We start from the raw sequence: 25,254 nt of genomic DNA, 5'->3' as shown, positions 1-25,254 counted from the left end.
TAGTGTTAGCACTAATAGTGGCGGTGAATGTTGGGGTAGATACGCCAAATTCTGTGGGATAGTAATCACGAATTTGAATAATTGCGTCAGTGTTTGCAGCTGTTACCGTCAAGATTACTGGATTATCTCGCCCAATAGATAAACGTTGCGGTAATTCTCGCTTGATTTGTACTCGTAATGAACGGACTCGCAACCCATCCACCATCATCAATATCAGAATAATGGCATCAAATAATAATGTGATAGCGATACTCACGGGAATGGTGAGAAATAAGGATAAAATGGGAGCGATCGCAATTCCCGATATCAAAAATAAATAAAGTCTTTGAGAAGGAATCATTTTTTGAAGTATGAAGTATGAAGTATGAAGTATGAAATTAAGAAGGTCTATTTTTTTTGACTTTAACAATGATAGTTGTGATGACAGAAATTATTTCTTCAGTTTCGTTTAGTAGAGGTAGTAGACGTTGAGATGAAACAATTTCTGATTTGTTTAAAATCCGTAGCCAATACAAACTTTCCCTAGCTTCTTTTTGAGCAATGCTGTACTTATGAATAAAGTCTGCCTTACTTTCTCCTGATTTTGCTTCTTCTAAATTAGCTCCTATTGAAGTTGCTGATCTAAGGTATTGTTTACCAATAATCCAGCCTGCTTGGTCTTTACCATCTTGCAAAAATTGATATAACTTAATTGCTCGTAACGCATATTCAAACGAACGTTCTCGAATATCCCAAGAAACTTGTTTTTCCTCTTTCATAACTTTTTTCTCTTTCACACTTCACACTTCATACTTCACACTTCACACTTCACCTAGGGACTTGCACTTGATTAATTACCGACGCAATAATCGCATCAATTTGTAAACCATCTAGCATTGCTTCTGGTTTAAGTAGCAAGCGATGACGTAACAAAGGTGATGCTACAGCTTTGACATCATCTGGTGTGACAAAATCCCTTCCGGCTAACCATGCGGTGGCTTGGGATGTCTGCAACCAAGCACCAGCAGCACGGGGTGATGCACCCAACGCTAAATCAGGAAATTGGCGTGATGCTCTCACTAAAGCTAAAAGATAATCGATAATTTTCTCAGATATTTGCACTTGTTTCACTTCTTGGCGTGCTTGTAAAATTTCTGCGACTGTTGCGACTGGTTTTAAACTAAAAATATCTACACGTCGCGCTGCAAATCCCGCTTGACGATTAAGTAACATTTGTTTTTCGGCGGCTTGGTCAGGATAATCTACTAATAGTTTGAATAAGAACCTGTCTAACTGGGCTTCTGGTAATGGATAAGTACCTTCAAATTCCAAGGGGTTTTGTGTTGCAATTACCCAAAATAAATCCGGCAGAGGTAAACTTTCCCCATCTAAAGTTACTTGCATTTCTTCCATTGCTTCTAACAGTGCCGCTTGAGTTTTGGGAGGAGTGCGGTTAATTTCATCTGCTAGTAAAACCTCGGTAAACACTGGCCCTTTTTTGAGGGTGAAACTGCGACTATTTAAGTCAAAAATATTTGTACCTGTAATGTCTGATGGTAAAACATCCGGCGTAAGTTGAATGCGGCGAAAATCACCTTGAATTAACTGTGCTAATACTTTGACTAAAAGGGTTTTGCCTGTTCCGGGTACACCTTCTAAAATTATGTGTCCTCCGGCTAATAATGCTATGAGTAATTGCTGTATAAGGCTGGATTGACCAACGACAATTTGATTGATTTTTTGTTCGAGTTGAATAAATACAGAATGGTTTTGACTCATAATTTTTACGAATAAAAAACTCCCACATAAACATACAGCTTTTGCTGTCACAGTTGACCCAAAGTAAAAAATTACTTTTGAACTTCTTTCAAAGTTCGCCATTTTGCCAACCAGCTTAACAGTTCTCGCTCACTAATACGCGGTTTTTGGGCAGATAACTTTAATACTGCGTCGAGTTCTGCTAGATTTTGACCTGTTTTTTCTTGCCAAACTTGTAACAATACTTGGCGTTCTAGTAGTGTTGTGCCTAATCCTAAAGCTTTTTGTAGTTGTAGTTGTTCTTCTTTACCTACCATATCTACAACAAAATCACTGGATTCGGCTTTTTGCAATACGGCGGCTAAGGCTTGAATATATGCTTGGCTGTTGTCTATAACTGGAGTCTCTAAGGCTATTGGTTTACCAAAGCGTTGATTTTCTGCCCAAATAAATACTGCAAGTAAAATCAGTATTTGGATGAATATAGGTAACAAAGGAGTTTGAGCAAAATAACTTAATAAATCACCTTCACCTTCACGTTCTCTGACATCAGCATCTTTATAACCGTGAATATATTCATCGACAAATATTTTGTTACCTTTTTGGTTAATTAAGCTGGCGAGATATTGAAAGTTACTTAAATTATCTTGATAGGCGTTAGCTGCTAAATAAGGAGTGCTAGAAAAAATAACTTTTCCTTTTTCTACATCTTTTTCCCAAACAATATTACCAAAGCGATCGCCTAAAATAATCCGCTCACCTTCAGCTTTTTGTTTCCGTCTACTTGTGGCAATTTTCACATTACCAAAATTTGTTGGTTGCAGAGAATAAAAGTTCGCTGCTGTCACAGGTGTTTTGACACCTAAAATGATTAAAATATTACCATTTTTTAACCATTCTTCCTCATCGAACAACAAATAAGGTTCTCTTTGATAACTAATTATCCGCAGTAAGGTGATGGGATTTTTTTCGGCTTTGAATTCTTCCAGAGGTTTTTGCCAACGTTGAATAGTAATACCTTGCTTTTGCATAAAAGCATACCAAGCACCATAGCCATCAGGAGAGCGACCATAAGTTGAGCCATTAGAAATTTTTGTGTTAGGAGCCGAAAAAATGCTAATTATAATAATTACAGCAAGTGCGATCGCACCTATCCAAGCAATGCGGTTATAATTTTTCATACATTAACTGCTGAGTGCGGAGTTGGGTTGTTCATTAACAATTTCCTGATAGGCTTGCTGACATTGCTGATAATTTTCTGGCAAGATTTCCACATTACTGAAACATAATTGTTCGTGGATAGTAATTAAGGTTTCGTAAGGCTGAACTGGGGTAACAGTTGAGCGTAGTAATTTTAAATACTCGCCGTCGGTGCGGCTGAATTTATGCGGAACGAGTTTGGTATCATGCAGGTGTTGTAAGATTGCCAAGTAAAGACAACGACACGCTTCACGGTAATTACCCTGACGATAAAGTTCTTGCGATCGCTCTAACCATCGTGCTACAGATAAATCATTGGCGCGATTTTGGTCGGCTGTATTCCAAGTATTGTCTCTAGATAGCCAAGCATATACGTAAGGACTAAATTCTCGCCACAAACGCCAAACTATCAAAGCGAAAAGTAAAGCAACTATTAGCCAAAATAAAAAGTTCAACAAATTACCCAACCAAGGACTAATATTCCATCCTGGAGACAGGTTTGGTAAAGAATTTTGAAAACGGTCAAATTGGTATTCTAGCCATTCTCCGATTTGTTGTTGGAGTTGGGATATCTGCCAACCCCAGCTAGTTTTCTCAAAGCCATCAGTAGCCATAAAAATTTAGTAACTTTTTTTGCTCTTTTGTAGCATTATCCAGCCACCTAAAACAAGCAACACCCCAAATACTAAAAATCCTAAATCCCAAACCAACTGATTTGGCCCTGGCTTGACATGATGAATACCGAGAATTTGATGGTCAATGATACCTTCCACGGCATCAAATAAACCTGCACCAATGAGTATAGAGCCGAAAAAGGTTGTAGAGCGTCTTGAACAGACGGGGCTTGTTCGATAAAGGTTGTTGGGCTGTCTTTTTACCCCACACCCCACACCCCGCCCCAACGGGGCTTGGTCACAATTATTATTGCCACAGATAAAGTTGCGTTATCACCATAAATTTTTATCTCGCAAATATCTTCTGATTTTTCATTAGTCCACGTAGGTGGACTTTGTTTGTGTAGTAGCGAATTCTATTCGCCCAATACTTTTCAAACATCCTCTAAGACTAGCCTCTCGCTTCTAGTCTCGAGCCTCTCTTGTATTAAATATCCTGTTGATATCGCAGCAGTAATTGGGGGATGTAATCATACCCATCTACACCGATAATTGCTATAATTTTTGTCCTTTCTTGTTGCAGGAAGTGTTGAAATGCTTCTTTGCCTATTTGTCCTTGCAATATTGTTAATAAACCTGCTGATTGTCGCCATTCATTTGAGGCGATTTGCTCTAAAAGATACATTCCCAAGCTACCAGTGTAAATGGCTTTTTCGGGATTTTGGAGGTGATAATAAGCTTCGGCTAAGTAAGCTAAATTGCGCCCTTGAAGATATAAATCACCTGAGATTTGCGCTGTTTTAAAACCTTCTTCTAAATATTTAATAGCGGTTTGGGCGTCGCCAATTACTAAATAAGCAATGCCTAAACTACTTAAACACAAACCTTTACTTTGAATATCACCTAATTTTTCTAATAATTTTAATCCTTGTTCTAAATAGTTAATAGGCATTTCGTAAGTTTCTGGTTCAATTTGTTCTAACTGTTGCGCTTGCATGACTTCGCTGTAACCTAAATTGACCAGGGCGTTAGCTTCGCCTGTAAGATCGCCTGCTTGCCGACTTAAAATTAATGCTCGTTGACTATAATTAATTGCCTCAGCATAATCTTTTTCTTGCACGTAAGTCCGGCTGAGGTGGTTGAGGTTGGCAATTTCACAAGGCCTATCGCCTGCATTGCGCGCTATCTCCAAAGCTTGTAGGTGAAATTTAATGGAGCGTTGATACTGTCCTAATGCCCGTTGTGAATAGCCTAAAAGGGTCAAAATTCGCGCTTTTTCTTGGGTTCCTTCTACTTTTCGTAGGGGTTCGTCTAAATAATCTAGGGCATTTCGCAAATAACTCCCGGAAAAGGAAGCGAAAATCCCACCGTAAAGGGGGAAATAGGGGCGTTGGGCAAAGTTTCGCAAGATTTGTAACATCATTTGCGAACCACCATTACCATACACTGCTGCAGTGTTACCAAAACCACTGGCTAACTGGCTCCAAATGACGGCAAAGGTCAAGTAAGTGGAAATTGATAATTTTGACCCTGCTTGCACGTTATATGGTTGTTGATCAAACCAATTCACTAACCCGCGTTGCAGATATTGTAGAATTAAGGCGATTTCTACCCAATCACTCAAGTTAATACTACGCTTTTCAGCAAATTCCAGTGCTGATTGTTCTAAGGCGAGGCTACGAAATAGTGCTTGGGGTAATTCGCTATTCACTTTTTTTGCCCAAGTCGCCCAAGGGCCGTTTTCTCCGGGTACGCCACCAAATCCCAATTCTCGATTTTGCTCGTATAGCCAACTAATCAAGTGTTCTTGTAATCTTTGCCATCCTGCCAAACCGCGCGTAATCCCTTCGGAGATTTGGGCAATATCAGCGTCTAATTGGGCAAATTGTTGTAAAGCTTTGGCTAATTGCTGTAATTGGGAAGAATTGAGCGGTTGCTTTTGATTGGGGTCAGTAAAACGTAAAAATACGGCTAGGCGCTCATCAGCTGCGGCTGTGGTGATATCTTTGACGGCCAAGGCGAGTGCTTCTGTAGCTTTATTTTGTTCAGCATATCTTTGCCATTGAGTTTGAATGGTTTTAATTGCTCTCAAACTCCGGTTAGCCTTGGCTTTTTTGAGTTCGTCTTTTTCAGCGTCAACTTGATTTTGAATGGTACTCAAGCGCTCGCTTAAAGCTAACTCAAATATTTCTCCTGTACCGGATGTGATACTTTTTTGCAGCATTTGATACACCATCTCTACAGAGCTAATCTTGCCCTGGAGAGTAAGTTGCACAATTTCGTCAATTAAACCAAGGTAGCGATCGCGCAATGGCAGAGAGTCTGTCACTTTAACTATCAGATAACGTCACATTAATTCTTATTCTAATGTTAAGTGCAGATGATAGATAATAACCTCTCCCCGCTTTGAGGCTTGTGTGTACACACAAATGTTCGTTGAGTGCATCTGTCCCGCCTCGGAATGAATTCCGAGTCTCATAGCGCAAGTCATCTGAAGATGACTCAACCAAAAATGTCTGACAGTCCACGCTTTGTGGACTTTCGCTATGAGCCTGGAACTTTAGTTCAAGGCGGGATAGGCTTTCATACTGACTATTTTCGACTTGTGTGTACACGGTAGCCGCTTTGAGGAGAGGCTGAGACAATTCTGTTGAACTATCTTAGGACTTAGGCAAAACACCTCTCAAACCCTAATTTCTCCGTGAACTCTGTGCCTCTGCGGTTCGATTTTTGATACCTTGTGCGTAAGTCCTGTCTCTTATACACCTATCTGTTGTGTAGTAATTGCCCCCTCATTGCTCAACAATTCAGGTGTGCTGTGATAGAGCGCGGCATCAATCCGACAACCTTGATAAGCTAAAACATACAACTCTTTCAAGTCATTCATTAGGGGATAGCGCGGGTTTGCACCTGTGCATTGGTCGTCAAAGGCTTGTTCTGCCATCTCTTCTACTTTGATGTAGAAGTCTTGATCTTCATCTCCTAATGCTTGTTTAATCGTGGTAGGAATGTCAATTTCATGCTTGAGATTTTCGATCGCCCTAATCAACAATTCCACTTTTTCATCGGCTGTATTCCCGCCTAAATGCAAATGATCAGCTATTTGAGCGTATCTATCTTTAGCATTGGGATATTTGTATTGCGGAAAGATGGCTTGCTTAAAGGGAATATCGGTAGCGTTGTAGCGAATGACGTGGGAAATCATCAAGGCGTTGGCGAGTCCGTGGGGAACGTGGAAGGTTGCACCGAGTTTGTGCGCCATTGAGTGACAAATACCTAAGAAGGCATTGGCAAAGGCCATCCCGGCAATTGTGGCTGCATAATGTACCTTTTCTCGTGCTTTCGGGTCTTTAGCACCGTTTTTGTAAGCACTGGGTAAATATTTAAACAATAGTCTGATGGCTTGCAGTGCCAAACCATCGGTAAATTCGGTTGCCATTACGGATACGTAGGCTTCCAAGGCATGAGTTAAGGCATCAATACCGCCATAAGCCGTGAGTTTTTTCGGCATATTTAAGGTGAGTTCTGGGTCGGCGATCGCAATATTCGGAGTTAGGGCATAATCAGCTAAGGGGTATTTCACACCTACTCTGTCATCTGTCACCACCGCAAACGGTGTCACTTCCGAACCAGTACCCGAAGTTGTGGGTATTGCAACCATGATGGCTTTTTGTCCTAAAGGCGGTAATTCATAAACCCGCTTGCGAATATCCATAAACCGCATCGCCAAGCCTTCAAACTCCACATCGGGATGTTCGTACATCAACCACATGACTTTGGCTGCATCCATTGGCGAACCACCACCAATGGCAATAATGACATCTGGTTGATAACTTCTGAGTAAGGCTAATCCTTTATTGACATTCGATAATGTTGGGTCAGGTTCAACATCGTGGAATACGTCATGTTTCACACCAATTTCGTCTAAAACCTGGGTAACTTTATCGACAATGCCTAAATCAAATAATGGCTTATCGGTAATGATAAAAGCACGTTCCTTACCGACTAAATCGCGTAAAGCTACAGGTAAACAACCATATTTGAAATATACTTTAGGAGGAATGCGGAACCACAACATATTTTGCCGACGTTGCGATACCGTTTTGATATTGACGAGGTGATGGGGTGTGACGTTATCCGAAACAGTATTCCCTCCCCAAGTACCGCAACCTAAAGTTAAAGATGGGTCAAGTTTAAAGTTATATAAATCGCCTATTGCCCCTTGAGAAGACGGCGTATTAATTAGGACTCGCCCAGTTTTCATTCTATTTTCAAAATAGGCAATATCATCTAGATTGGCGGGGTTTGTATACAATACCGATGTGTGTCCTAAGCCACCAAATTCTATCAATTGTTCAGCTTGCGCTACAGCTTTATGAAAAGTTGAAGCTTTATACATAGCCAAAATTGGCGATAACTTTTCGTAAGCAAAAGGCTCACTTTCTCCTACTGTTTCAACTTCTCCAATTAAGACTTTATAAATCTTGGGTGCATGGTCAGAATCGCTATCATTTGGTAGATAAATTCCGGCTAACTTAGCTAAATTTTCTACTGATTGACCAACAATGGCAGGGTTTAATCTGCCATCTTTCAAAATCACATTACCCAGCTTTTGTTTTTCCTCATCGTTGAGAAAATATGCACCACGACAGATAAATTCTTGTTTAACTTTTTCGTAAACATCATCAACAACGACAACGGATTGTTCTGAGGCACAAATCATGCCGTTGTCGAAGGTTTTACTTAATAAAATCGAACTCACAGCAGTTTGAATATGCGCGCTACTATCAATCACAGCCGGAGTATTACCAGCACCAACACCTAAAGATGGATTACCAGAAGAATAAGCAGCACGTACCATTCCCGGCCCACCAGTGGCTAAAATTAATTTAATTTCTGGATGCTGCATTAAAGCTTTGGATAATTCCACCGTTGGTTCGTCTATCCAACCAATGATATCTTCTGGCGCACCCGCCGCGATCGCAGCTTTAAGAATAATTTTCGCTGCTTCTACAGTACATTTTTTCGATTTAGGATGGGGTGAAAAGATAATGGCGTTACGAGTTTTTAAAGCAATCAAGGCTTTAAAAATTGTTGTTGCCGTTGGATTAGTGACAGGGACAATTCCCGCCACAATTCCTACAGGTTCGGAAATTTTTTGAATGCCAAATGTATTGTCTTCTTCAATGATGCCGCAGGTTTTTTCGTGTTTGTATTTGTTGTAAATAAACTCAGAAGCAAAGTGATTTTTAATCACCTTATCTTCAACAATCCCCATCCCTGTTTCCGCAACAGCTAATTTAGCTAAGGGAATGCGTTCGGCGTTAGCGGCTAATGCTGCCTTTTTAAAGATTGTATCGACTTGTTCTTGGGAAAAATTGGCATATTTAGCTTGGGCGGTTTTTACCCGTTTTACAAGTAATTCTAGTTCTTCAATATTGGTAACTTGCATATTTGTCCTTTGTGAGAATTTCCTACAGAGATTTCCCGATGCTGAACTATTGCTTAAATCGCAAAAATTGCTCGACTGCGAAATATATCTAATGCTGTTTGTATTTGTTCTGAAGTTGGTTCAGGAGTATCTTCTAATAAATATTCCAATCCTAATTGTTGCCATTTATATTCGCCCAGTTTATGAAATGGTAAAACTTCTAATCTTTCAACATTATTTAATGGGGCAATAAAATCAGCTAACCCCATCAAATTTTGTGGGTAATCAGTTAAGCCTGGAACTAAAACATAGCGAATCCAGGTAGGCTTATCGATTTCGTTGAGATATTTAGCTAAAGCCAGTGTCGGTTCAACACTACAACCTGTAACTTTAGTATAAGTTGCAGCATCATAAGATTTAATATCTAGTAAAACTAAATCTACAAACTCTAGCACAGATTTAGCCGATTCTAAGTTACAAAATCCTGAAGTATCTAGTGCTGTATGAATTCCTAATTCTCGACAACGTTTAAATATTTCGCGGACAAAACTAGGTTGCATTAATGGTTCTCCGCCAGTGATTGTGACACCACCATGAGAAGATTTCATATAAGATGTATACTTCTGAATTTCTGTCACCAATTCATCAATGCTGACTTTTTTACCATTTTCTAAGTAGCGACAATCAACATTACTACAATAAAGACAACGTAACGGACAACCAGAGGTAAAAATTACAAATCGAATACCAGGGCCGTCAAGTGTTCCACAACTTTCTACTGAATGTATGTAGCCAGAATTAATAATTTCTGGGGCTATGTGGCTATTTTCTAGCGTTTGATGTTCGATTGGCAAAGTTGGGAATTTTTGATTGAGCATTAATATTACCTAATGAGACATCAACTATAAATTTGTCTTTTGTCTCTCACCAAGAGTTATATGCAATAAATGTGAGGAAGTTGTGGGGATAGACTGCGTGAAAGCATCAATTTTAGAAATGAAATCTACTAGAAAATGATCCCCGTTAGATATCTATCAAAATAGCTCAATAATGGATTTGATTGTCCTTGAAAGAATCCTGATTTTTCTATTTTAAAAAGCTTAAATAAACAATAAAATCCCCGACTTATTCAAGAAGTTGGGGATATATTTACTCATAAGTGATTTACGAATCAACTTTAAAATCGTTCGTGAAATGTTCTTTGAATCACATCAAGTTGTTGTTCTCGCGTCAATTTGATAAAGTTCACCGCATAACCTGACACCCTAATGGTTAGCTGTGGATATAACTCTGGGTGTTCCATTGCATCTAGCAACATTTCTCGCTGCAAAACGTTAACGTTGATATGATGTCCGCCATCATGGAAGTAACCATCCAGCATTCCGACGAGGTTTTTGATTTGGTCAACTTCTAACTTACCTAATGCTGATGGGACAACGGAAAAGGTGTTAGAAATACCGTCTTGTGCAGATTTGTAAGGAATTTTCGCCACTGATTCTAAAGAAGCGATCGCACCTTTTGTATCCCGTCCATGCATGGGGTTTGCACCAGGCGCAAAGGGTTCTCCGGCTTTTCTTCCGTCGGGGGTGTTACCTGTTTTCTTCCCGTAAACAACGTTAGAAGTAATGGTTAACACTGATTGAGTCGGTGTGGCTTGGCGATAAGTTGGATGTTGACGCAGTTCGTTCATGAATTTGGTGACTAAATCGACGGCGATTTCATCAACTTGATTGTCGTTGTTGCCATATTTGGGGAAATCGCCAGTAATTTCATAATCAACGGCTAATCCGGCTTCATTCCGCAAAACTTTAACTTTGGCATATTTAATTGCCGATAACGCATCTGTGACTACCGATAATCCCGCAATCCCGCAGGCCATTGTGCGTAAAATATCGCGGTCGTGCAGTGCCATTTCAATGCGTTCGTAGCAATATTTATCATGCATGTAGTGGATAACGTTGAGAGTATTGATATACGCCTTCGCCAACCAAGCCATCATGATTTCTAACTGATCCCATACCTGTTGATAATCCAGATATTCAGATGTAATCGGTGCGATCGCAGGTGCTACTTGTTCGCCAGATTTTTCATCTTTACCACCGTTAATGGCATACAGCAAGCACTTCGCTAGATTGACTCGCGCACCAAAGAACTGCATTTGCTTACCTATTCGCATCGCGGAGACGCAACAGGCGATCGCATAATCATCTCCCCAATACGCACGCATCAAATCATCATTTTCATATTGAATAGAACTAGTATCAACTGAAACTTTAGCGCAGTAACGTTTAAAGTTATCTGGTAAGCTTTCCGACCACAATACCGTTAAATTTGGTTCTGGTGCAGGCCCTAAATTATACAAAGTATGCAGCATTCGGAAACTGTTTTTCGTTACCAAAGGTCTACCATCTTCCCCCACACCACCAACACATTCCGTTACCCAAGTGGGATCACCAGAGAAGAGTTGATTGTAATCAGGAGTTCGCAAAAATCTTACCATTCGCAATTTCATCACAAAATGGTCGATGAGTTCTTGCAGTTGGGACTCAGTAACTTTGCCTTGTTGTAAGTCTCGTTCAAAATAGATGTCTAAGAACGTCGAAACTCGTCCTAGCGACATCGCCGCACCGTTTTGTTCTTTAACAGCTGCGAGATAGCCAAAATATAACCACTGCACAGCTTCTTTGGCGGTGGCTGCGGGTTGGCTAATATCAAACCCGTAGCTAGCAGCCATTGTCTTCAATTCTGTGAGTGCTTTGATTTGTTCAGATATTTCTTCGCGCAGACGAATGGTATTTTCATCGATAACATCTAATTCTAACGATGTCAGTTGGGCTTTTTTGTCTGTGATTAAAGCATCAACACCATACAAAGCCACGCGCCGATAGTCACCGATAATTCTGCCACGTCCGTAAGCATCTGGTAAACCTGTAATAATACCGTAGTGTCTGCATAAGCGCATCTCACGGGTATAGGCATCAAATACCCCATCGTTATGGGTTTTGCGGTATTTGGTAAATATCTCTGCGGTTTTGGGGTTAAGTTCGTAACCGTAAGCTGTTAATGAATCTTTGACTACGCGAATCCCACCTAACGGCATAATTGCTCGTTTTAGCGGTTTTTCCGTCTGCAATCCGACTATTTGTTCGAGTTCGCTTTGAATATAACCCGGTTGATGAGAGGTAATTTTTGAGACAACTTCGGTATCTGTGTCGAGAATACCTCTTTCGCGTTCAACGGCCATTAAATCTTTGACGCGATCCCAAAGTGCTTGAGTCCTTGGAGTTGCACCTGTTAAAAAAGATTCATCGCCACTGTAAAGGGTGTAATTATTTTGGATGAAATCACGGACGTTGATTTCTTCTATCCATTTGCCAGTTCTAAAGCCTTGCCATTGTGCCAACATCTGAGATTCCCCCCAGTTGATGAAGCTGATTGTTGACTGCGGTATCTTGTTTTGGGATAGCGTAGCACATTCAATTTTGATGTTAACTCAAGTTATGAGTGGCCAATTTACCTCAGTACAGCAAGATGTCATATTAACAAGAGTTTTGGCAGACTATTAAATTTTGTGGATGTTTGCACAGACCATTCAAACTTGAATGGTCTATAAGAATCCGGTTTGATTTCTCAACTTACTTGTGAAAGTAGGGAACAGGGCTGGGAGAACTGTAGTAAGTTTTTTTTCCAAATCAAATATGAGTCATATATGTCAATAAAAGTAAATCAGCCTCATACCAAATCGATATGAAGAAGCATATAGTTAGCCTGCGTTCGGCTTTGCCGTTGCCGATAGGCTAGGCAGGCGTTGTTTGTATAGTTCCAGACACGATTTCTCTCCGTGCGCCCTGCCTGATCATAATAATATTTATTCAGCCGACCCACTTATCTTCTTTGACTTGATATTAAACGCCTTGCTCACCTTGCACGTAGTTCTAGTTTTGATATTCATATTTCCAGGTGCAAGAAAAATGAAGTGGAACTAATTATGTTAAATGCCTATTTGACTTGGTATTTAAATTAGTATTTTCACATCTTGCACCTAGCCCCAGCGAATGGAATTCGCACGCCAGATGCTTCAAGTCGGGCATTGCCCGCCCAACGCAGTGGCTCGGCTACACAGACAAAACCGCTAACGCTCTCTCCCAAAGGGAGACGCTGCGCGAACAGGTATGGGGTAATAATTGCGTTAGCGCAAGCGGTAGCGACGCAGGAGCGTCCGCCGCGAATTGGAGATGAAGAATGTATTCTTACAAAACAATTAAATTCGTGGACGAATATTGCCAGAGCTAAATCATCCGATCGCCTGTTGACTCAAAGAAATTAGCGATTATCATATAATGACTGTTAGCTAATCTAATAGTTAGTAGAACATATTAAAGCTTCCCCTATGAAAGTTTGGCATAGACAACTAGGCGATCGCATCAGTCAGGTGATTTACCATTATTTACCTGCCTTCCGTTGGCGGAATTTTCGGTTGTTTTTTGGGGGACAGTTACTATCTATGTCTGGGACATTTATGACCCAGCAGTTAACTATTCCTTGGCTCGTCTATGATTTGACTAAATCAGCTTGGTTGTTGGGTGTGGCTGGTTTTGTCCAATTTTTACCGACGTTATTACTGATTCCTTTTTCGGGGGTATTATCTGATCGCTGGAGTCGTCGTGACTTATTAATGATAGTGCAGATATCAGGAATTAGCGTCTCTTTAGCCTTAACAATTCTGACCTTTACGAATTTGATTACCTTTCCCATCCTCTTGGTCTTGAGTGTACTTAACGGTTTGCTCAAGGGGTTAGATATGCCGGTACGTCATACTATTGTGACAGAAACCGTAGATGATAAAGCTGATTGGAGTAATGCGATCGCGCTCAATTCAGTCATGTTAAGTTCTTCCCTCGTATTAGGCCCAGCAATGGGCGGGATTTTGATTGCAACCCTCGGAGTGAAATACTGTTTTCTCTACGATACCCTCAGCTACATACCTGCTATTTTTACTCTGTTAGCAATGGAACTAAAAGCCAGACCAATACAGAGCCTCACTAGTTTCCGCGATACTTTTGGAAAATTACGGGAAGGCTTTGAATATGTCTCTCAGTTTCAGCCCATCAGAGCCATTTTATTGATGCTGGCCTTACATGGTTTAGTTGGGATGTCTCATGTCGCACTTATGCCTATATTTGCCGCCAAGATTCTCAATGGAGATGCAACTACAATGGCTCACCTCAGCACTTCAGCCCCCATTGGCTCTTTCTTTGCTTGCTTGTTTTTGAGCATCAGACGAGGCATCATCGGATTAGATCGTGTGATTATTACATCTCAAGTATTGATTGGCATGAGTTTGATATCCTTTTCACTTTCACGTCACGTTAGTTTATCTATCATTATTCTGGTGTTTGTTGGTTGTTTTTCTATTCTCAGTATTACCAGCAGTAACATGATTATCCAAACCCTAGTCCCTGAAGATAAACGTGGAAGGGTAATGAGTTTTTATGCCTTAGCAATGGTAGGTACAATGCCCTTTGGCAATCTCTTAGCTGGAACATTAGCCCAGAATTTTGGGGCGACTAATGCTCTGATTATTTGTGGTAGTTTATTTATCTTCGGTGCGTTGTGGTTTTATGCACAATTACCAGGAGTCAGACGTTGGATAGCTGGCGAAACAAAAAGCTTTTCTTGGGAAAAGTTGAATTAGTTTTGTGGCTTATTTACAGATGTATTGACAAGACTTCCGCACAAATGTTGTCTGTAAAGAATGGGTGTGAGGGTTTTTAACACCTGAACCCCTACACCCTTTTTTAATCCCTTGATTTTTCTTTTTACTGATAAATTGCATCTTGATCAAGAAACAGAGCAAAATTTTAGAATATTTAAAATTAAGCTCTATTTTTCACTGCATCAGGTGTAATCGCTGCATATTCTTGAGCAGTTAATGTGGCTTCTTTAATATTGACTTGTTTCGGTACAACTTTTAGTTGATATAAAAGGTCAGCAATCTTTTGTTGAGCATTGATTACTTCTTCGGTAATTGGTCGCATATCAAATTTTCTTCTGGTCAGTGCTAATTCCATAGTATCTACATCCGTCTTGACCTTGGGGGCCAGGATTTCGGCTGCTGCACGTCTATTTTTATTCGCCCACTGACCCACTTGATAATATTCTTCTAAAATCGCTTTGAGTAAATCAGCATTATTAGTGGCAAAATTTCTAGATGCTAAGTAATAACTTCCTGGTGTATTAATTCCTTGGGCATTTTGTAAAATCCGAATACTACCTTCTTTTTGAAGCTTAATCAAATTCGGATCGCCTTCTACAAAAGCATCTACTGTCTTATTCAGAAATGCTGCACGTCCATCTGCAATTGGCAAGTTTACAGATTCAACATCACTAAGTTTTAGCCCAGCTTTTTCTAATGCTTTCACCACAAAATAGGTCTGAGCCGTACCTCTGGAATAAGCAACTTTTTTACCTTTAATATCTGCCAATGTTTGAATAGGAGAATCTTTTAATACAACAATTGCCGAACCTTCTCCTGTTCCTGGTGGAGTGTTAACTAAATAAATCAAACTTGTGCCAGCAGCCTGAGCAAAAATTGGCGGTGTTTCGCCTGTTGGCCCCAAGTCAATACTACCTACATTTAATGCTTCTAATAGTGGTGGCCCAGAGACAAACTGCGACCAAGTAACATTAATTCCCTGTGGATTTAGACGTTTTTCGATCGCACCTTTTTCATGAGTCAAATCTCCTGAAACTTGATAGCCAATCCGCACAACTTTATTACTTGTACTTTTAACATTAGTTGTGCTGACATTACTACTACTGGTACTAGCATTGTTTTGGCCACAACTGACTAAAGTCGTAAACGAAACTAACCCATAAACCGCATAAAGTAAGTCTCGTCTGGATATTCCATAATTACCAATTTGGACTTTTTTCATAACTTTTGACTCAACTTTGAGTCTTATAGATGTAATAGGTGAAAGGTTATAAATAATAGGGATTTCAGAGCTTCACTGTGAGCTTGTCGAAACTCACAGCGAAACCCTTACAACCATTCTTAATAGATAACCTTTGTACGTGAGTGCTGATACTATCAGCACCTTTAAGAAAGTACTGCTTCTACTTCTTTAGACTCGGCTTTTTGTTGGAGAACGTTGGGGACTTCTGCACTGAAGGCTTCACCATGAACGACTTCTGAACGGAAACCATCAACTCCTACAGGAACATCACCAGTAATAGTTGTCCGATAAAGTAGACGTTCAACATCCAAATGATCCAAATCTTGGGGAGCTAAATGCACAGTGGCGCGATTGTCCCAAAAGGCGATATCACCGTTATTCCAACGGAAGCGTGTGGTGTAAGCTGGCTTGGTGATTTGGTTGAAGAATAGCTCTAACAACAACTTACTTTCTTGTGGTGATACACCAACAATATGTGAAGTGAAGCCAGGGTTGACAAACAACGCACGTTCACCAGTTTCCGGATGAACTCTGACGACTGGATGAATGGAAACCAGTGGGTTAACAGCAATTCGCTCGGCAAATTTGCCATTTTCAGGTTGATAGCCACCTCCATTGAAGCGATGTTCCGCTTTTAAGGTATCGGCTAAAGCACGTATAGGTGCTGATAGTCCTTCATAGGCGGCGACAAGATTACTCCATTGGGTATCGCCACCAAAACTAGGAACATTAACCGCACGTAAAACAGAGGCGGCTGGTGGGTTAATTGCTGCTGTTACATCTGTGTGCCAAGGGCCTCCACTGCGAAAACCATACTGTCTTTCATACAACTTCCGGTCTACGGGTTTAAGTTGGGGAAATCCTGGTACTGGTTCAACTTCTCCTAAAGGATGAGCAAAGGTGACTTCGCCAAAACGAGATGTAAACTCGACTTGAGCCGCATGATCAATATTTTGACCCCGAAAGAATAATACTTTCCATTTCAATAAGGCTTTGCGAATCTCTTGAACTTGCTCATCAGACAAAGGACGTTTGAGGTCTACGCCGTTGATTTCTGCACCGATGAAACCAGCTACTTGTTTGACTTCTATATGTTTGTAGCCCATGAAAATTCTCCAGAGTTTGAATGTTGAAGGATGTTCACACTCGCCTGCTTTCTATGGAATTTTGCTTATGTCTCATCACAAAATTCTCATGTCGGGAGCATGACTGAATACATAATACAGTATTTCGATAGATTTACCGTAGTATGTGGCAAGTATTTAGCAATTTTTTGTCTGTTTGGCGAATAAAAGCGAAAAAAACAAGCATTCGCAATGATTTTGGTCGTACAAAATTCTAGTGTATTTTCTACTGTTGCCAAAAAAGAGATGAATGAAAGTTGCTATTGACTCTTAACTATTATTTATGGGCTAATAGCTAATCATTAAGTGTTGATAGAGATTATCTAATGACTAATCAACGTGTTCATGTTGTAGCTCATGTTGAAGCTTTACCAGATAAGCTAGAAGAATTGAAAGCTGTATTGTTGGGATTAATTGAACCAACCAGACAAGAAAGAGGTGCAATTAAGTACGAACTCTTTCAAAATCAATCCCAACCCACAGATTTTACTTTTATAGAAGAGTGGGAATCAGACGAAGCACTGAATACCCATTTAGCCTCGCCTCATTTGCAAGCGGCCGCAGCTGCGTTAGCAGGATTGACTGCTGCACCGCCAGACATTCGTCGCTATTATCTTGTGGCTTAGTGGGTCGCTTGCTCCATAAATTTTTATTACCATCCCTAAAATCATTATGAGCTTGAAAACATTAGTATTTTATGGTTCCTACAGGAGCGATCGCCAAGGCATCAAAGCTGCTAGATTTATGATTGAGCGACTCCAGCAAAGAAACCATGAGGTAATTTTGGTAGATGCTAAGGAGTATGATTTTGGCATTTTAGACCGAATGTATAAAGAATATGAACCTCTGCAGGCTCCAGCAAAAATGCAAGCACTAGCAGAACATATCCGCACAGCCGATGGTTTTGTAGTTGTAGCAGGGGAGTATAACCATTCTATTCAGCCTGGGTTAAGCAATTTGATGGATCACTATTTAGAAGAATACTTTTTCCGTCCAGCAGGTATTGTTTCTTACTCAGTAGGTGGCTTTGGCGGTGTCAGGGCTGCTATACAGTTACGCTCTTTTTTATCAGAGATGGGAATGGTAACTATTTCCAGCATGTTGGCTATTTCTAAAATAGGGGATTCTTTGAATGAAACTGGTACTGCAAAAGAAGCAGCTTTAACAAACAGAGCCGATCAATTTTTGAATGAATTAGAGTGGTATGAAGAAGCATTGCAACGGCAAAGACAAGAAAAAGGAACTCCCTTTTAATCTATTCAGGATATGTACAGTTATTAACAATCTAACTTGGCAAAAAAGGTAAATATAGTTTCTTCCATCCCAAAGGCAAAGATTACAGCACCATTGTTTCATTAGGTGCTGTAATTTTTATCTAAATTTTAGGTATAAATTCTTGGTCTAGTTTGTAGACAAATGCATATATCTGGGAATACTAAATCCAGACATTTTGAGGATTTAGCGGTATGGTTGGCACTCTTGTCAATCTTGCTGGATATTGCATTCGCAAAGAACTCTGCAATTGTTCCAGAAACCTGATTTATAGAGAATATCGAGAGACTGATTCCTTAACAGTAGCCATAAAATTGCTGAGAAGTCTTTATCCCAGCTTAAATAAAATTTTATTGTTATGCCAGCAGTACATTATTGGCAAAAATCTCAATGAATCAGTTACTCAATTGCCAATGTACAGGATATCTGCATTATCAGAATTACTTTTTGCCCTAAGTAAAAAAACTCAATTAAAATTAGCGGCTGTGCTGATTACGGGTATAATTTTTGTCTCACGCAAAGGCGCAAAGGCGCAAAGAGCAAGAGTTTTAAAAGTTGAATTTTATGATTTTATCCCGCATTTATGCAACGCCAAATTAGCAATTCATCGGCAAATTTTCCAAGATTTTTCTACAGTAAAAAGTACATAATTTATCATCTTATTTCCCATATGCTAGTAAACAAGAGGTAAATTTATGTATAGTCAACCGCTCGCAGAGCAAGTTGCATTGCTAACTCAAGAAAACGCAATTTTAAAGCATCAGCTAGCAAAATCTAGCAGTGAATTTAAAACAAAAATTTCCCAATTGGAACAAGAACTTCAACAAGCTAAACAACTTTTAGAACATAACTTTAGTATTCAATCCTCGCCAGCAGAATTACTGGCATTGTTTAATGCCATACAAGACGTAATTCTTGTGGTAGATGGCGAAGGACGATACCTCAAAATTGCTCCTAGTTGTGCGCCTTCATTATATAAACCCCCTGCAGAAATATTAGGTAAAACCATCCATGAAGTTTTACCAACTGCCCTGGCTGACCAATTTCTCGAATGCATTCAACAGGTATTAAAAACTCAGAAAACTGCCAAAATCGAATACAGTTTGCCAATTGGTGAGCAAGAAATTTGGTTTGAGAGTAATGTTACCGTCATGAGTGAAAATAAAGTTTTGTGGGTGGCCAGAGATATTAGCGATCGCAAAATAGCTGAAGCAGCCTTGTTAGAAAAAGAAGCCCAGTATCGCAGTATCTTTGAGACGGTTAGTGATGGTATCAGTGTTATAGAATTAGATACTGGGAAAGTTGTGGCTGCTAATCCGGCATTGTGCCAAATGCACGGCTATTCTCTAGCCGAATTTGTGCAATTACAACCGCAAGATTATATTCATCCTCATTATTTTGATTTATTTGCTCAATTTATTAATTCCATCAAATCTGGTCATGAATTTCACGCGCAAGCTGTAGACATTCGCAAAGATGGTAGTTGCTTTGATATTGAAGTTACGGGCAAACTTCTTGACTACAAGGGCAAAATTCATGCAATTTCAGTAGTACGTGATATTAGTGGACGTAAACAAGCACAACAAGAACAACAAAGACTTTTAGCAATTTTAGAAGCAACCACAGACCTAGTAGGTATGGCTGATATTCACGGAAATAATTGCTATCTCAACCAAGCAGGTCAAAAAATGTTAGGTATTCCACCCTCAGAAACTGACAAATTTCATATTAGCGAGGTTGTGGAACCATCAATGAGAGATAAATTTCAAACAGAAAGCTTACCTGCTTTAATTGAGCATGGTGTCTGGTCTGGGGAATCGTTATTACGCAGTCGGAGTGGAGAAGTTTTTCCTGTGTCTCAGGTAATGATTGCTCATAAAAATGAGCAGGGGGAAATAGAATTTTTATCCACAATGGCTCGTGATATTCGCGATCGCCAAAAAATTGAAGCACAACTTAGGCAGCAAGCACAAGACTTAGCCCACACTTTAGAAGAACTGCAACACACGCAATCACAGATGATCCAAGCCGAAAAAATGTCGAGCTTAGGTCAGCTGGTGGCTGGGGTTGCCCATGAAATTAATAACCCAGTAAATTTTATTTATGGAAATCTCAGCCATCTTGAGGAACATACTCAAGATTTATTACGGTTAATCAAATTATATCAGCCTAGCAATCAACCAGATTTGCAAGCTCTCTGGGAAGAAATTGACATAGATTACATTCAGCAAGATTTACCTAAAATCTTGAGTTCTATGAAAGTAGGAACGCAACGCATCCGTCAGATTGTACTATCACTACGTACTTTCTCGCGGATGGATGAAGCGGAATTTAAAGCTGTAGATATCCACGAAGGGATAGACAGTACCTTAATGATTTTGCAATATCGTCTCAAACAAAAACCCGAAACTCCCGAAATTCAGGTAATTAAAGAATACGGTACTTTACCGTTAGTAGAATGCTATGCTGGACAACTAAATCAGGTGTTGATGAATATTCTGGCAAATGCTATCGATGCCTTAGAATCCGCAAGAGAAAGAGAATTCCCTCCCCCTACTATTACCATCAAAACAGCGATCACTGATACCAATTGGGTAAAAATTGCGATCGCTGATAACGGTATGGGAATGCCCGCAGAAATTCAAAAACAAATTTTTAATCCCTTTTTTACTACCAAGCCTGTGGGTAAAGGTACAGGTATGGGGCTGTCTATCAGTTATCAAATTATTACCGAAAAACATCGCGGCAAAATAGAATGCCGCTCCCAACCAGAAGGGGGAACAGAATTTGTGATTAAAATTCCGATTCAGCATTAGGAAACTGGTTATAATTATTTTCCATCTGTCTGGAAAATCAATCTCAAATCTTCACTGTATTAATATGGGGCGTTATCGTTCTAAATCTGACTTACCTACAAAAATCTGCCCGGTATGTCAACGTCCCTTTACTTGGCGGAAAAAATGGCAAGATTGCTGGGACGAAGTGAAATACTGCTCAGAACGTTGTCGTCGTCGCCGTTCTGATGCCAAAGCAGAATGAAGTGTGAAGTATGAAGTGTAAAATCAACTGTAACTCAGACGCAAATAGCGCAATAAATTTATAGATGAAGATACAGGTGCAGCCTAAATTAATTATTCATGGAGGAGCCGGTAGTTCTCTCCACGGCAAAGGAGGCTTAGAAGCGGTACGTAAATCGCTCCAAGCTGTTATAGAAGAAGTTTATGAACTGTTATTATCAGGAGTAAACGCTCCTACCGCAGTGGTACGGGGTTGCCAATTATTGGAAGATGACCCCCGCTTTAATGCTGGCACTGGTTCGGTGCTGCAATCTGACGGTCAAATCCGCATGAGTGCTGCTTTGATGGATGGGATGTTGGGGCGTTTTAGTGGCGTGATTAATGTTTCCCGGGTAAAAAATCCCATTGACTTAGCCAATTTTTTACAAACTTCGCCCGATAGGGTCTTGTCTGATTATGGTTCGGCAGAATTAGCACGAGAGTTACAAGTTCCTAGCTACAATGCTTTAACAGAATTGCGCTTGCAAGAGTGGATTCAAGAACGTCAAGATAATTTTCAAAGAACTATGGCTGGGGTAGTGGCCGAGCCAGAGTTAATAGAAACTAGCAATGCCGGACGCGGTACAATTGGGGTGGTAGCATTAGATACTCATGGTGGGCTGGCAGCTGGTACATCCACAGGCGGTAAAGGCTTTGAACGTATTGGTCGAGTTAGCGATTCGGCCATGCCAGCAGGTAATTATGCCACTGGTCATGCGGCTGTTAGCTGTACTGGAATCGGCGAAGATATTATTGATGAGTGTTTAGCACCCAGAATTGTGGTGCGTGTCACTGACGGGATGACACTCAAAGAAGCGATGCAGCGATCATTTGCTGAAGCCCACGAACACAAACGCGACTTAGGTGCGATCGCCTTAGATGCCAATGGTGCGATCGCTTGGGGTAAAACAAGTCAAGTCTTACTCGCCGCCTACCACGACGGCGAAAAAATTGGCGACACTTTAGAAATGGCTGTAGGTACGCAAATCGGCTGCGTTGAAATCTGAAGGCTGAAGTATGAAGTGTGAAAAGCAATTTCAGACTTCATACTTCACACTTCATACTTCCTGCATCATTTTTTCCGCCATCCTTGTTTAACTACCTGACGGCTCCGGGCTATCACTAAACTATCATCGGGGACATCTTCGGTAACGGTGGAACCCGCAGCGACATAGACATCATCACCTAAAGTCACAGGTGCTACTAACACGCTATTAGAACCAGTTTTGCTGCGATCGCCGATTTTAGTTTGGTGTTTCTTCACACCGTCATAGTTAGCGGTAATTGTGCCTGCACCAATATTAACTTGTGTACCAGTAACAGCATCACCTAAATAAGATAGATGCGCCACATTGGTTTTTTCTCCCAACTGGGTATTTTTTAACTCCACAAAATTCCCGATGCGGCAATTTTTACCTATTTGGGCATGACCGCGCAAATGGGCGTAGGGGCCAATCCGAGTTCCATTCTCTACATTACTATCAGTCACTACAGAATATAGAACGGTGACGTTTTCGCCCAACTCGCTATTTTCAATTAAAGTTCCCGGCCCGATACGGCTACCTGCGCCAATAGTGGTGTTTCCCCGCAGGTGAGTTTGGGGTTCGATAATGATATCGCCTTGTAATTCTACAGTGTCATCAATAGTAATGCTGTTGGGGTCGATGAGCGTCACACCTGCCATCATCCATTGTTCTTTGATGCGGCGTTGCAAAATTTCGTAGGCTGTGGCTAGTTGGAGGCGATCGTTAATGCCGACAATTTCTTGATAATCGGCTACATCCACGGCCATCACTTGTCCAACTTGAGTTACAGCATCAGTCAGGTAATATTCTTTTTGGGCATTGTTGGCTTGTAAATGAGGTAAAACTTTGGCTAAATCAGGCCAACGGAAGCAATACACCCCAGCATTAATGCGCCGATTTTGGCGTTGGGCTGTAGTACAGTCTTTATCTTCAACAATTTGCTGGACTATATTTTCGCAGTTACAAAAAACGCGCCCATAGCCTTTAGGATCTGGTAAATGGGCTGTGATGATGGTGGCGGAGTTTTGATATTCTTGGTGAGTTTGTAGCAGTCGTTTGAGGGTTTCGCTACGTATTAAGGGTAAGTCACCATTAAGTATCAGTAAATCTCCGGTGTAGCCTTCAAGATAGGGTAGTAATTGCTGGATGGCATGACCGGTTCCCAATTGAACAGGCTGTTCCACAAATTCCAAGCCCAAGTCTGAGTGCATAGCCGCTTGCACTTGTGCGGACTGATACCCGACAATTACCATTCGCCGTAAAGGTGACAGCGGTTCTACACTTTGGAGAACTCTTGCGACTAGCGATCGCCCACCTAAAGTATGTAAAACTTTAGGTAAGCTCGATTTCATCCTTGTGCCGCGTCCCGCTGCGAGAATTGCTACAACTACCATAAAACAATCTAAAGTATGAAGTATAAAGTATAAAGTATAAGATTTCTCTATCCAATCCCTGTCAATTTCACAGTCTTAGATTGCAGGCAGAATTTTATCTTTCATGCTTCATACTTTGAAGGACTATTTCTCCTGATAATTACGGATAAACTCAGCAAATTGCTTGACTAATTCAGGATTACGCCATCCTTCTTCGGTTTCTTGCTCCATTACAGATAACGCTTCATCTAAGCTATAGGCTCTTTTATAAGGGCGTTCACTGGTAAGAGCATCATAAATATCAATTATTTGGAAAACTTGCGCCAAATAAGGAATTTCATTTGCTTTGAGTCCATCAGGATAGCCAGTACCATTCCAACGCTCGTGATGATGGCGAATAATCGGTATGACACCGCGCATACTGCGTAGTGGTTCACAAATTTTTTCCCCAATCAAAACGTGCTGCTGCATGATTTGCCAATCTTCTACTGTCAGTTGTCCTTCTTTGAGTAAGACTTTATCGGGAATACCAACTTTACCGATATCGTGAAGATAACCACCCCACATTAAATCGCGCAGTTGGGAGCGAGAAAGGTTCAGGTATTCACCAAAAGCTTGTCCTAAAATGACTAGACGTTCGCAGTGGTCGCCTGTATTGGGATCTCGGCTTTCAATGGCTCTGGCAATAGAAAATAGTACTTGTTCGGCGTGGTCTAAATCTTCGTTCAACCGCTTTTGCCTAACTAGAGATTTGACACGGGCTGCTAGTTCTACACGGTCAAAGGGTTTGGTCAGAAAATCATCCGCTCCTACTTCGATACCTCGAATACGCGATCGCCTGTCATTTAATGCTGTAATAAAAATTACGGGAATTAATCTAGTATGCTCATCCTGTTTGAGTAATTGACAAACTTCAAATCCATCCATTCCTGGCATCATTACATCTAGTAAAATCAAGTCTGGTTGCTTTTGTTTTACTAGTCTGACCGCCGTAGCACCGCTATCTGCTTCAATGACTTCATAACCTTCCATTGATAACAAAGCTGCTGCCGTCATTCTACTAGCCGTGTGGTCATCTACCACTAAAATTTTTGGTGGTTCGGCATCAAAGCCATTCCCTTTCTGGCTTTTGTTTGCTAAATTTCTTGACAATGACGAACTCAACCCCGAATTTCTTTCAGGATTCATAAATCCAGAGCCGGTTGCTTCCTGTTCAAGCATTACTTCTTCCTGAGGAAACCTTAATTGATAATTACCCAAATTTGGTACTTCCCGGCTGTGATTTGGATCTATGTTATTGCTCTTTTTGACGGGATTTAACCCACAAAAACTTTGTTCATCAGAGTTTGACAGCTTAGAACTCCAGTGAATCACAAAGGCACCCCATTTCTTTTAATAAGTTAACAGTGTATATCTAACAAAACAATTTTATCTCTGTGAGCATATTTTACTTTGCATACTTC

General features: G+C 40.5%; 21 protein-coding genes and 2 pseudogenes. 9 read left to right on the top strand and 14 right to left on the bottom strand.

Annotated features, from left to right (window positions below):
* The 10 genes and pseudogenes from H6G69_RS12780 to pflB all read right to left on the bottom strand — a co-directional run.
* Positions 1–340, bottom strand: a pseudogene (locus tag H6G69_RS12780) (DUF58 domain-containing protein); the annotation flags it as partial.
* 37 nt (positions 341–377) lie between these two features.
* The gene (locus tag H6G69_RS12775) at positions 378–776 is read right to left on the bottom strand and encodes a four helix bundle protein (protein ID WP_313950778.1); all 399 of its coding nucleotides are present in this window, start codon (positions 774–776) and stop codon (positions 378–380) included.
* Between the two features lie 31 nt (positions 777–807).
* A complete protein-coding gene (locus tag H6G69_RS12770; protein WP_190686910.1) occupies positions 808–1,758 on the bottom strand; it encodes a MoxR family ATPase in 951 nt (316 codons plus the stop codon).
* A 71-nt stretch (positions 1,759–1,829) separates the two neighbouring features.
* A complete protein-coding gene (locus H6G69_RS12765) occupies positions 1,830–2,918 on the bottom strand; it encodes a DUF4350 domain-containing protein (RefSeq protein ID WP_190686907.1) in 1,089 nt (362 codons plus the stop codon).
* A 3-nt stretch (positions 2,919–2,921) separates the two neighbouring features.
* A complete protein-coding gene (locus H6G69_RS12760; RefSeq protein WP_190686905.1) occupies positions 2,922–3,551 on the bottom strand; it encodes a DUF4129 domain-containing protein in 630 nt (209 codons plus the stop codon).
* 6 nt (positions 3,552–3,557) lie between these two features.
* Positions 3,558–3,761, bottom strand: a pseudogene (locus H6G69_RS12755) (DUF2243 domain-containing protein); the annotation flags it as partial.
* Between the two features lie 277 nt (positions 3,762–4,038).
* Positions 4,039–5,880 (bottom strand): tetratricopeptide repeat protein, encoded by a 1,842-nt coding sequence (locus H6G69_RS12750; RefSeq protein ID WP_190686902.1) that lies wholly within the window; start codon positions 5,878–5,880, stop codon positions 4,039–4,041.
* Between the two features lie 429 nt (positions 5,881–6,309).
* Positions 6,310–9,003, bottom strand: a complete 2,694-nt coding sequence (gene adhE, locus H6G69_RS12745) for a bifunctional acetaldehyde-CoA/alcohol dehydrogenase (protein WP_190686899.1) — start codon at positions 9,001–9,003, stop codon at positions 6,310–6,312.
* Between the two features lie 53 nt (positions 9,004–9,056).
* A complete protein-coding gene (pflA, locus tag H6G69_RS12740) occupies positions 9,057–9,860 on the bottom strand; it encodes a pyruvate formate-lyase-activating protein (RefSeq protein ID WP_190686898.1) in 804 nt (267 codons plus the stop codon).
* 299 nt (positions 9,861–10,159) lie between these two features.
* On the bottom strand, positions 10,160–12,388 hold the full coding sequence (pflB, locus tag H6G69_RS12735; protein ID WP_190686893.1) for a formate C-acetyltransferase: 2,229 nt from the start codon (positions 12,386–12,388) through the stop codon (positions 10,160–10,162).
* A gap of 19 nt (positions 12,389–12,407) precedes the next feature.
* Here pflB and H6G69_RS12730 point away from each other — a divergent pair, with 19 nt between their 5' ends.
* The 3 genes from H6G69_RS12730 to H6G69_RS12720 all read left to right on the top strand — a co-directional run bounded on the left by H6G69_RS12730 (position 12,408) and on the right by H6G69_RS12720 (position 14,677).
* Complete coding sequence (locus tag H6G69_RS12730; RefSeq protein WP_190686890.1) at positions 12,408–12,548, top strand: hypothetical protein; 141 nt, start codon at positions 12,408–12,410, stop codon at positions 12,546–12,548.
* Between the two features lie 470 nt (positions 12,549–13,018).
* A complete protein-coding gene (locus H6G69_RS12725; protein WP_190686885.1) occupies positions 13,019–13,309 on the top strand; it encodes a hypothetical protein in 291 nt (96 codons plus the stop codon).
* Positions 13,310–13,372: 63 nt separating this feature from the next.
* The gene (locus H6G69_RS12720; RefSeq protein WP_190686882.1) at positions 13,373–14,677 is read left to right on the top strand and encodes an MFS transporter; all 1,305 of its coding nucleotides are present in this window, start codon (positions 13,373–13,375) and stop codon (positions 14,675–14,677) included.
* A gap of 181 nt (positions 14,678–14,858) precedes the next feature.
* On the opposite strand, the gene H6G69_RS12715 is transcribed toward H6G69_RS12720, so the two are convergent.
* The gene (locus H6G69_RS12715; protein WP_190686880.1) at positions 14,859–15,920 is read right to left on the bottom strand and encodes an aliphatic sulfonate ABC transporter substrate-binding protein; all 1,062 of its coding nucleotides are present in this window, start codon (positions 15,918–15,920) and stop codon (positions 14,859–14,861) included.
* Positions 15,921–16,084: 164 nt separating this feature from the next.
* Entirely contained in the window at positions 16,085–17,047 is a 963-nt protein-coding gene (locus tag H6G69_RS12710) for a TauD/TfdA family dioxygenase (protein ID WP_190686878.1), read from the bottom strand.
* Between the two features lie 344 nt (positions 17,048–17,391).
* Between H6G69_RS12710 and H6G69_RS12705 the strand changes: the two genes are divergently transcribed.
* The 6 genes from H6G69_RS12705 (at position 17,392) to H6G69_RS12680 (ending at position 22,400) form a co-directional block, all read left to right on the top strand.
* On the top strand, positions 17,392–17,691 hold the full coding sequence (locus H6G69_RS12705) for a putative quinol monooxygenase (RefSeq protein WP_190686874.1): 300 nt from the start codon (positions 17,392–17,394) through the stop codon (positions 17,689–17,691).
* A 46-nt stretch (positions 17,692–17,737) separates the two neighbouring features.
* Positions 17,738–18,319 (top strand): NADPH-dependent FMN reductase, encoded by a 582-nt coding sequence (locus H6G69_RS12700; protein WP_190686872.1) that lies wholly within the window; start codon positions 17,738–17,740, stop codon positions 18,317–18,319.
* 212 nt (positions 18,320–18,531) lie between these two features.
* The gene (locus H6G69_RS12695; RefSeq protein WP_190686869.1) at positions 18,532–18,987 is read left to right on the top strand and encodes a hypothetical protein; all 456 of its coding nucleotides are present in this window, start codon (positions 18,532–18,534) and stop codon (positions 18,985–18,987) included.
* Between the two features lie 45 nt (positions 18,988–19,032).
* Positions 19,033–21,153 carry a PAS domain S-box protein gene (locus H6G69_RS12690; RefSeq protein WP_190686868.1) on the top strand — a complete coding sequence of 707 codons (2,121 nt, stop codon included), beginning with the start codon at positions 19,033–19,035 and terminating at the stop codon, positions 21,151–21,153.
* A 64-nt stretch (positions 21,154–21,217) separates the two neighbouring features.
* On the top strand, positions 21,218–21,376 hold the full coding sequence (locus tag H6G69_RS12685; protein ID WP_190686866.1) for a DUF2256 domain-containing protein: 159 nt from the start codon (positions 21,218–21,220) through the stop codon (positions 21,374–21,376).
* A 64-nt stretch (positions 21,377–21,440) separates the two neighbouring features.
* Positions 21,441–22,400 carry an isoaspartyl peptidase/L-asparaginase gene (locus H6G69_RS12680; RefSeq protein ID WP_190686863.1) on the top strand — a complete coding sequence of 320 codons (960 nt, stop codon included), beginning with the start codon at positions 21,441–21,443 and terminating at the stop codon, positions 22,398–22,400.
* A gap of 65 nt (positions 22,401–22,465) precedes the next feature.
* Here H6G69_RS12680 and glmU read toward each other — a convergent pair whose 3' ends face one another.
* The gene (glmU, locus tag H6G69_RS12675; protein WP_190686860.1) at positions 22,466–23,812 is read right to left on the bottom strand and encodes a bifunctional UDP-N-acetylglucosamine diphosphorylase/glucosamine-1-phosphate N-acetyltransferase GlmU; all 1,347 of its coding nucleotides are present in this window, start codon (positions 23,810–23,812) and stop codon (positions 22,466–22,468) included.
* 123 nt (positions 23,813–23,935) lie between these two features.
* Positions 23,936–25,012 (bottom strand): two-component system response regulator, encoded by a 1,077-nt coding sequence (locus H6G69_RS12670; protein WP_242072050.1) that lies wholly within the window; start codon positions 25,010–25,012, stop codon positions 23,936–23,938.
* Between the last annotated feature and the right edge of the window lie 242 nt (positions 25,013–25,254).

This window comes from Nostoc sp. FACHB-110, assembly GCF_014697425.1.
Lineage (GTDB): Bacteria > Cyanobacteriota > Cyanobacteriia > Cyanobacteriales > Nostocaceae > Nostoc_B.
Note: the sequence above shows the minus strand (reverse complement) of the source record. Positions and strands in the feature narration are given on the sequence as shown.

What these genes read in the sequence shown, in the direction of transcription:
- H6G69_RS12770 (WP_190686910.1), bottom strand. Translation starts at nt 1,758, where the DNA reads ATGAGTCAAAACCATTCTGTATTTATTCAACTCGAACAAAAAATCAAT.
- H6G69_RS12765 (WP_190686907.1), bottom strand. Translation starts at nt 2,918, where the DNA reads ATGAAAAATTATAACCGCATTGCTTGGATAGGTGCGATCGCACTTGCT.
- H6G69_RS12760 (WP_190686905.1), bottom strand. Translation starts at nt 3,551, where the DNA reads ATGGCTACTGATGGCTTTGAGAAAACTAGCTGGGGTTGGCAGATATCC.
- adhE (WP_190686899.1), bottom strand. Translation starts at nt 9,003, where the DNA reads ATGCAAGTTACCAATATTGAAGAACTAGAATTACTTGTAAAACGGGTA.
- pflA (WP_190686898.1), bottom strand. Translation starts at nt 9,860, where the DNA reads ATGCTCAATCAAAAATTCCCAACTTTGCCAATCGAACATCAAACGCTA.
- pflB (WP_190686893.1), bottom strand. Translation starts at nt 12,388, where the DNA reads ATGTTGGCACAATGGCAAGGCTTTAGAACTGGCAAATGGATAGAAGAA.
- H6G69_RS12730 (WP_190686890.1), top strand. Translation starts at nt 12,408, where the DNA reads ATGAAGCTGATTGTTGACTGCGGTATCTTGTTTTGGGATAGCGTAGCA.
- H6G69_RS12720 (WP_190686882.1), top strand. Translation starts at nt 13,373, where the DNA reads ATGAAAGTTTGGCATAGACAACTAGGCGATCGCATCAGTCAGGTGATT.
- H6G69_RS12715 (WP_190686880.1), bottom strand. Translation starts at nt 15,920, where the DNA reads ATGAAAAAAGTCCAAATTGGTAATTATGGAATATCCAGACGAGACTTA.
- H6G69_RS12710 (WP_190686878.1), bottom strand. Translation starts at nt 17,047, where the DNA reads ATGGGCTACAAACATATAGAAGTCAAACAAGTAGCTGGTTTCATCGGT.
- H6G69_RS12705 (WP_190686874.1), top strand. Translation starts at nt 17,392, where the DNA reads ATGACTAATCAACGTGTTCATGTTGTAGCTCATGTTGAAGCTTTACCA.
- H6G69_RS12700 (WP_190686872.1), top strand. Translation starts at nt 17,738, where the DNA reads ATGAGCTTGAAAACATTAGTATTTTATGGTTCCTACAGGAGCGATCGC.
- H6G69_RS12695 (WP_190686869.1), top strand. Translation starts at nt 18,532, where the DNA reads ATGGTTGGCACTCTTGTCAATCTTGCTGGATATTGCATTCGCAAAGAA.
- H6G69_RS12690 (WP_190686868.1), top strand. Translation starts at nt 19,033, where the DNA reads ATGTATAGTCAACCGCTCGCAGAGCAAGTTGCATTGCTAACTCAAGAA.
- H6G69_RS12685 (WP_190686866.1), top strand. Translation starts at nt 21,218, where the DNA reads ATGGGGCGTTATCGTTCTAAATCTGACTTACCTACAAAAATCTGCCCG.
- H6G69_RS12680 (WP_190686863.1), top strand. Translation starts at nt 21,441, where the DNA reads ATGAAGATACAGGTGCAGCCTAAATTAATTATTCATGGAGGAGCCGGT.
- glmU (WP_190686860.1), bottom strand. Translation starts at nt 23,812, where the DNA reads ATGGTAGTTGTAGCAATTCTCGCAGCGGGACGCGGCACAAGGATGAAA.
- H6G69_RS12670 (WP_242072050.1), bottom strand. Translation starts at nt 25,012, where the DNA reads ATGCTTGAACAGGAAGCAACCGGCTCTGGATTTATGAATCCTGAAAGA.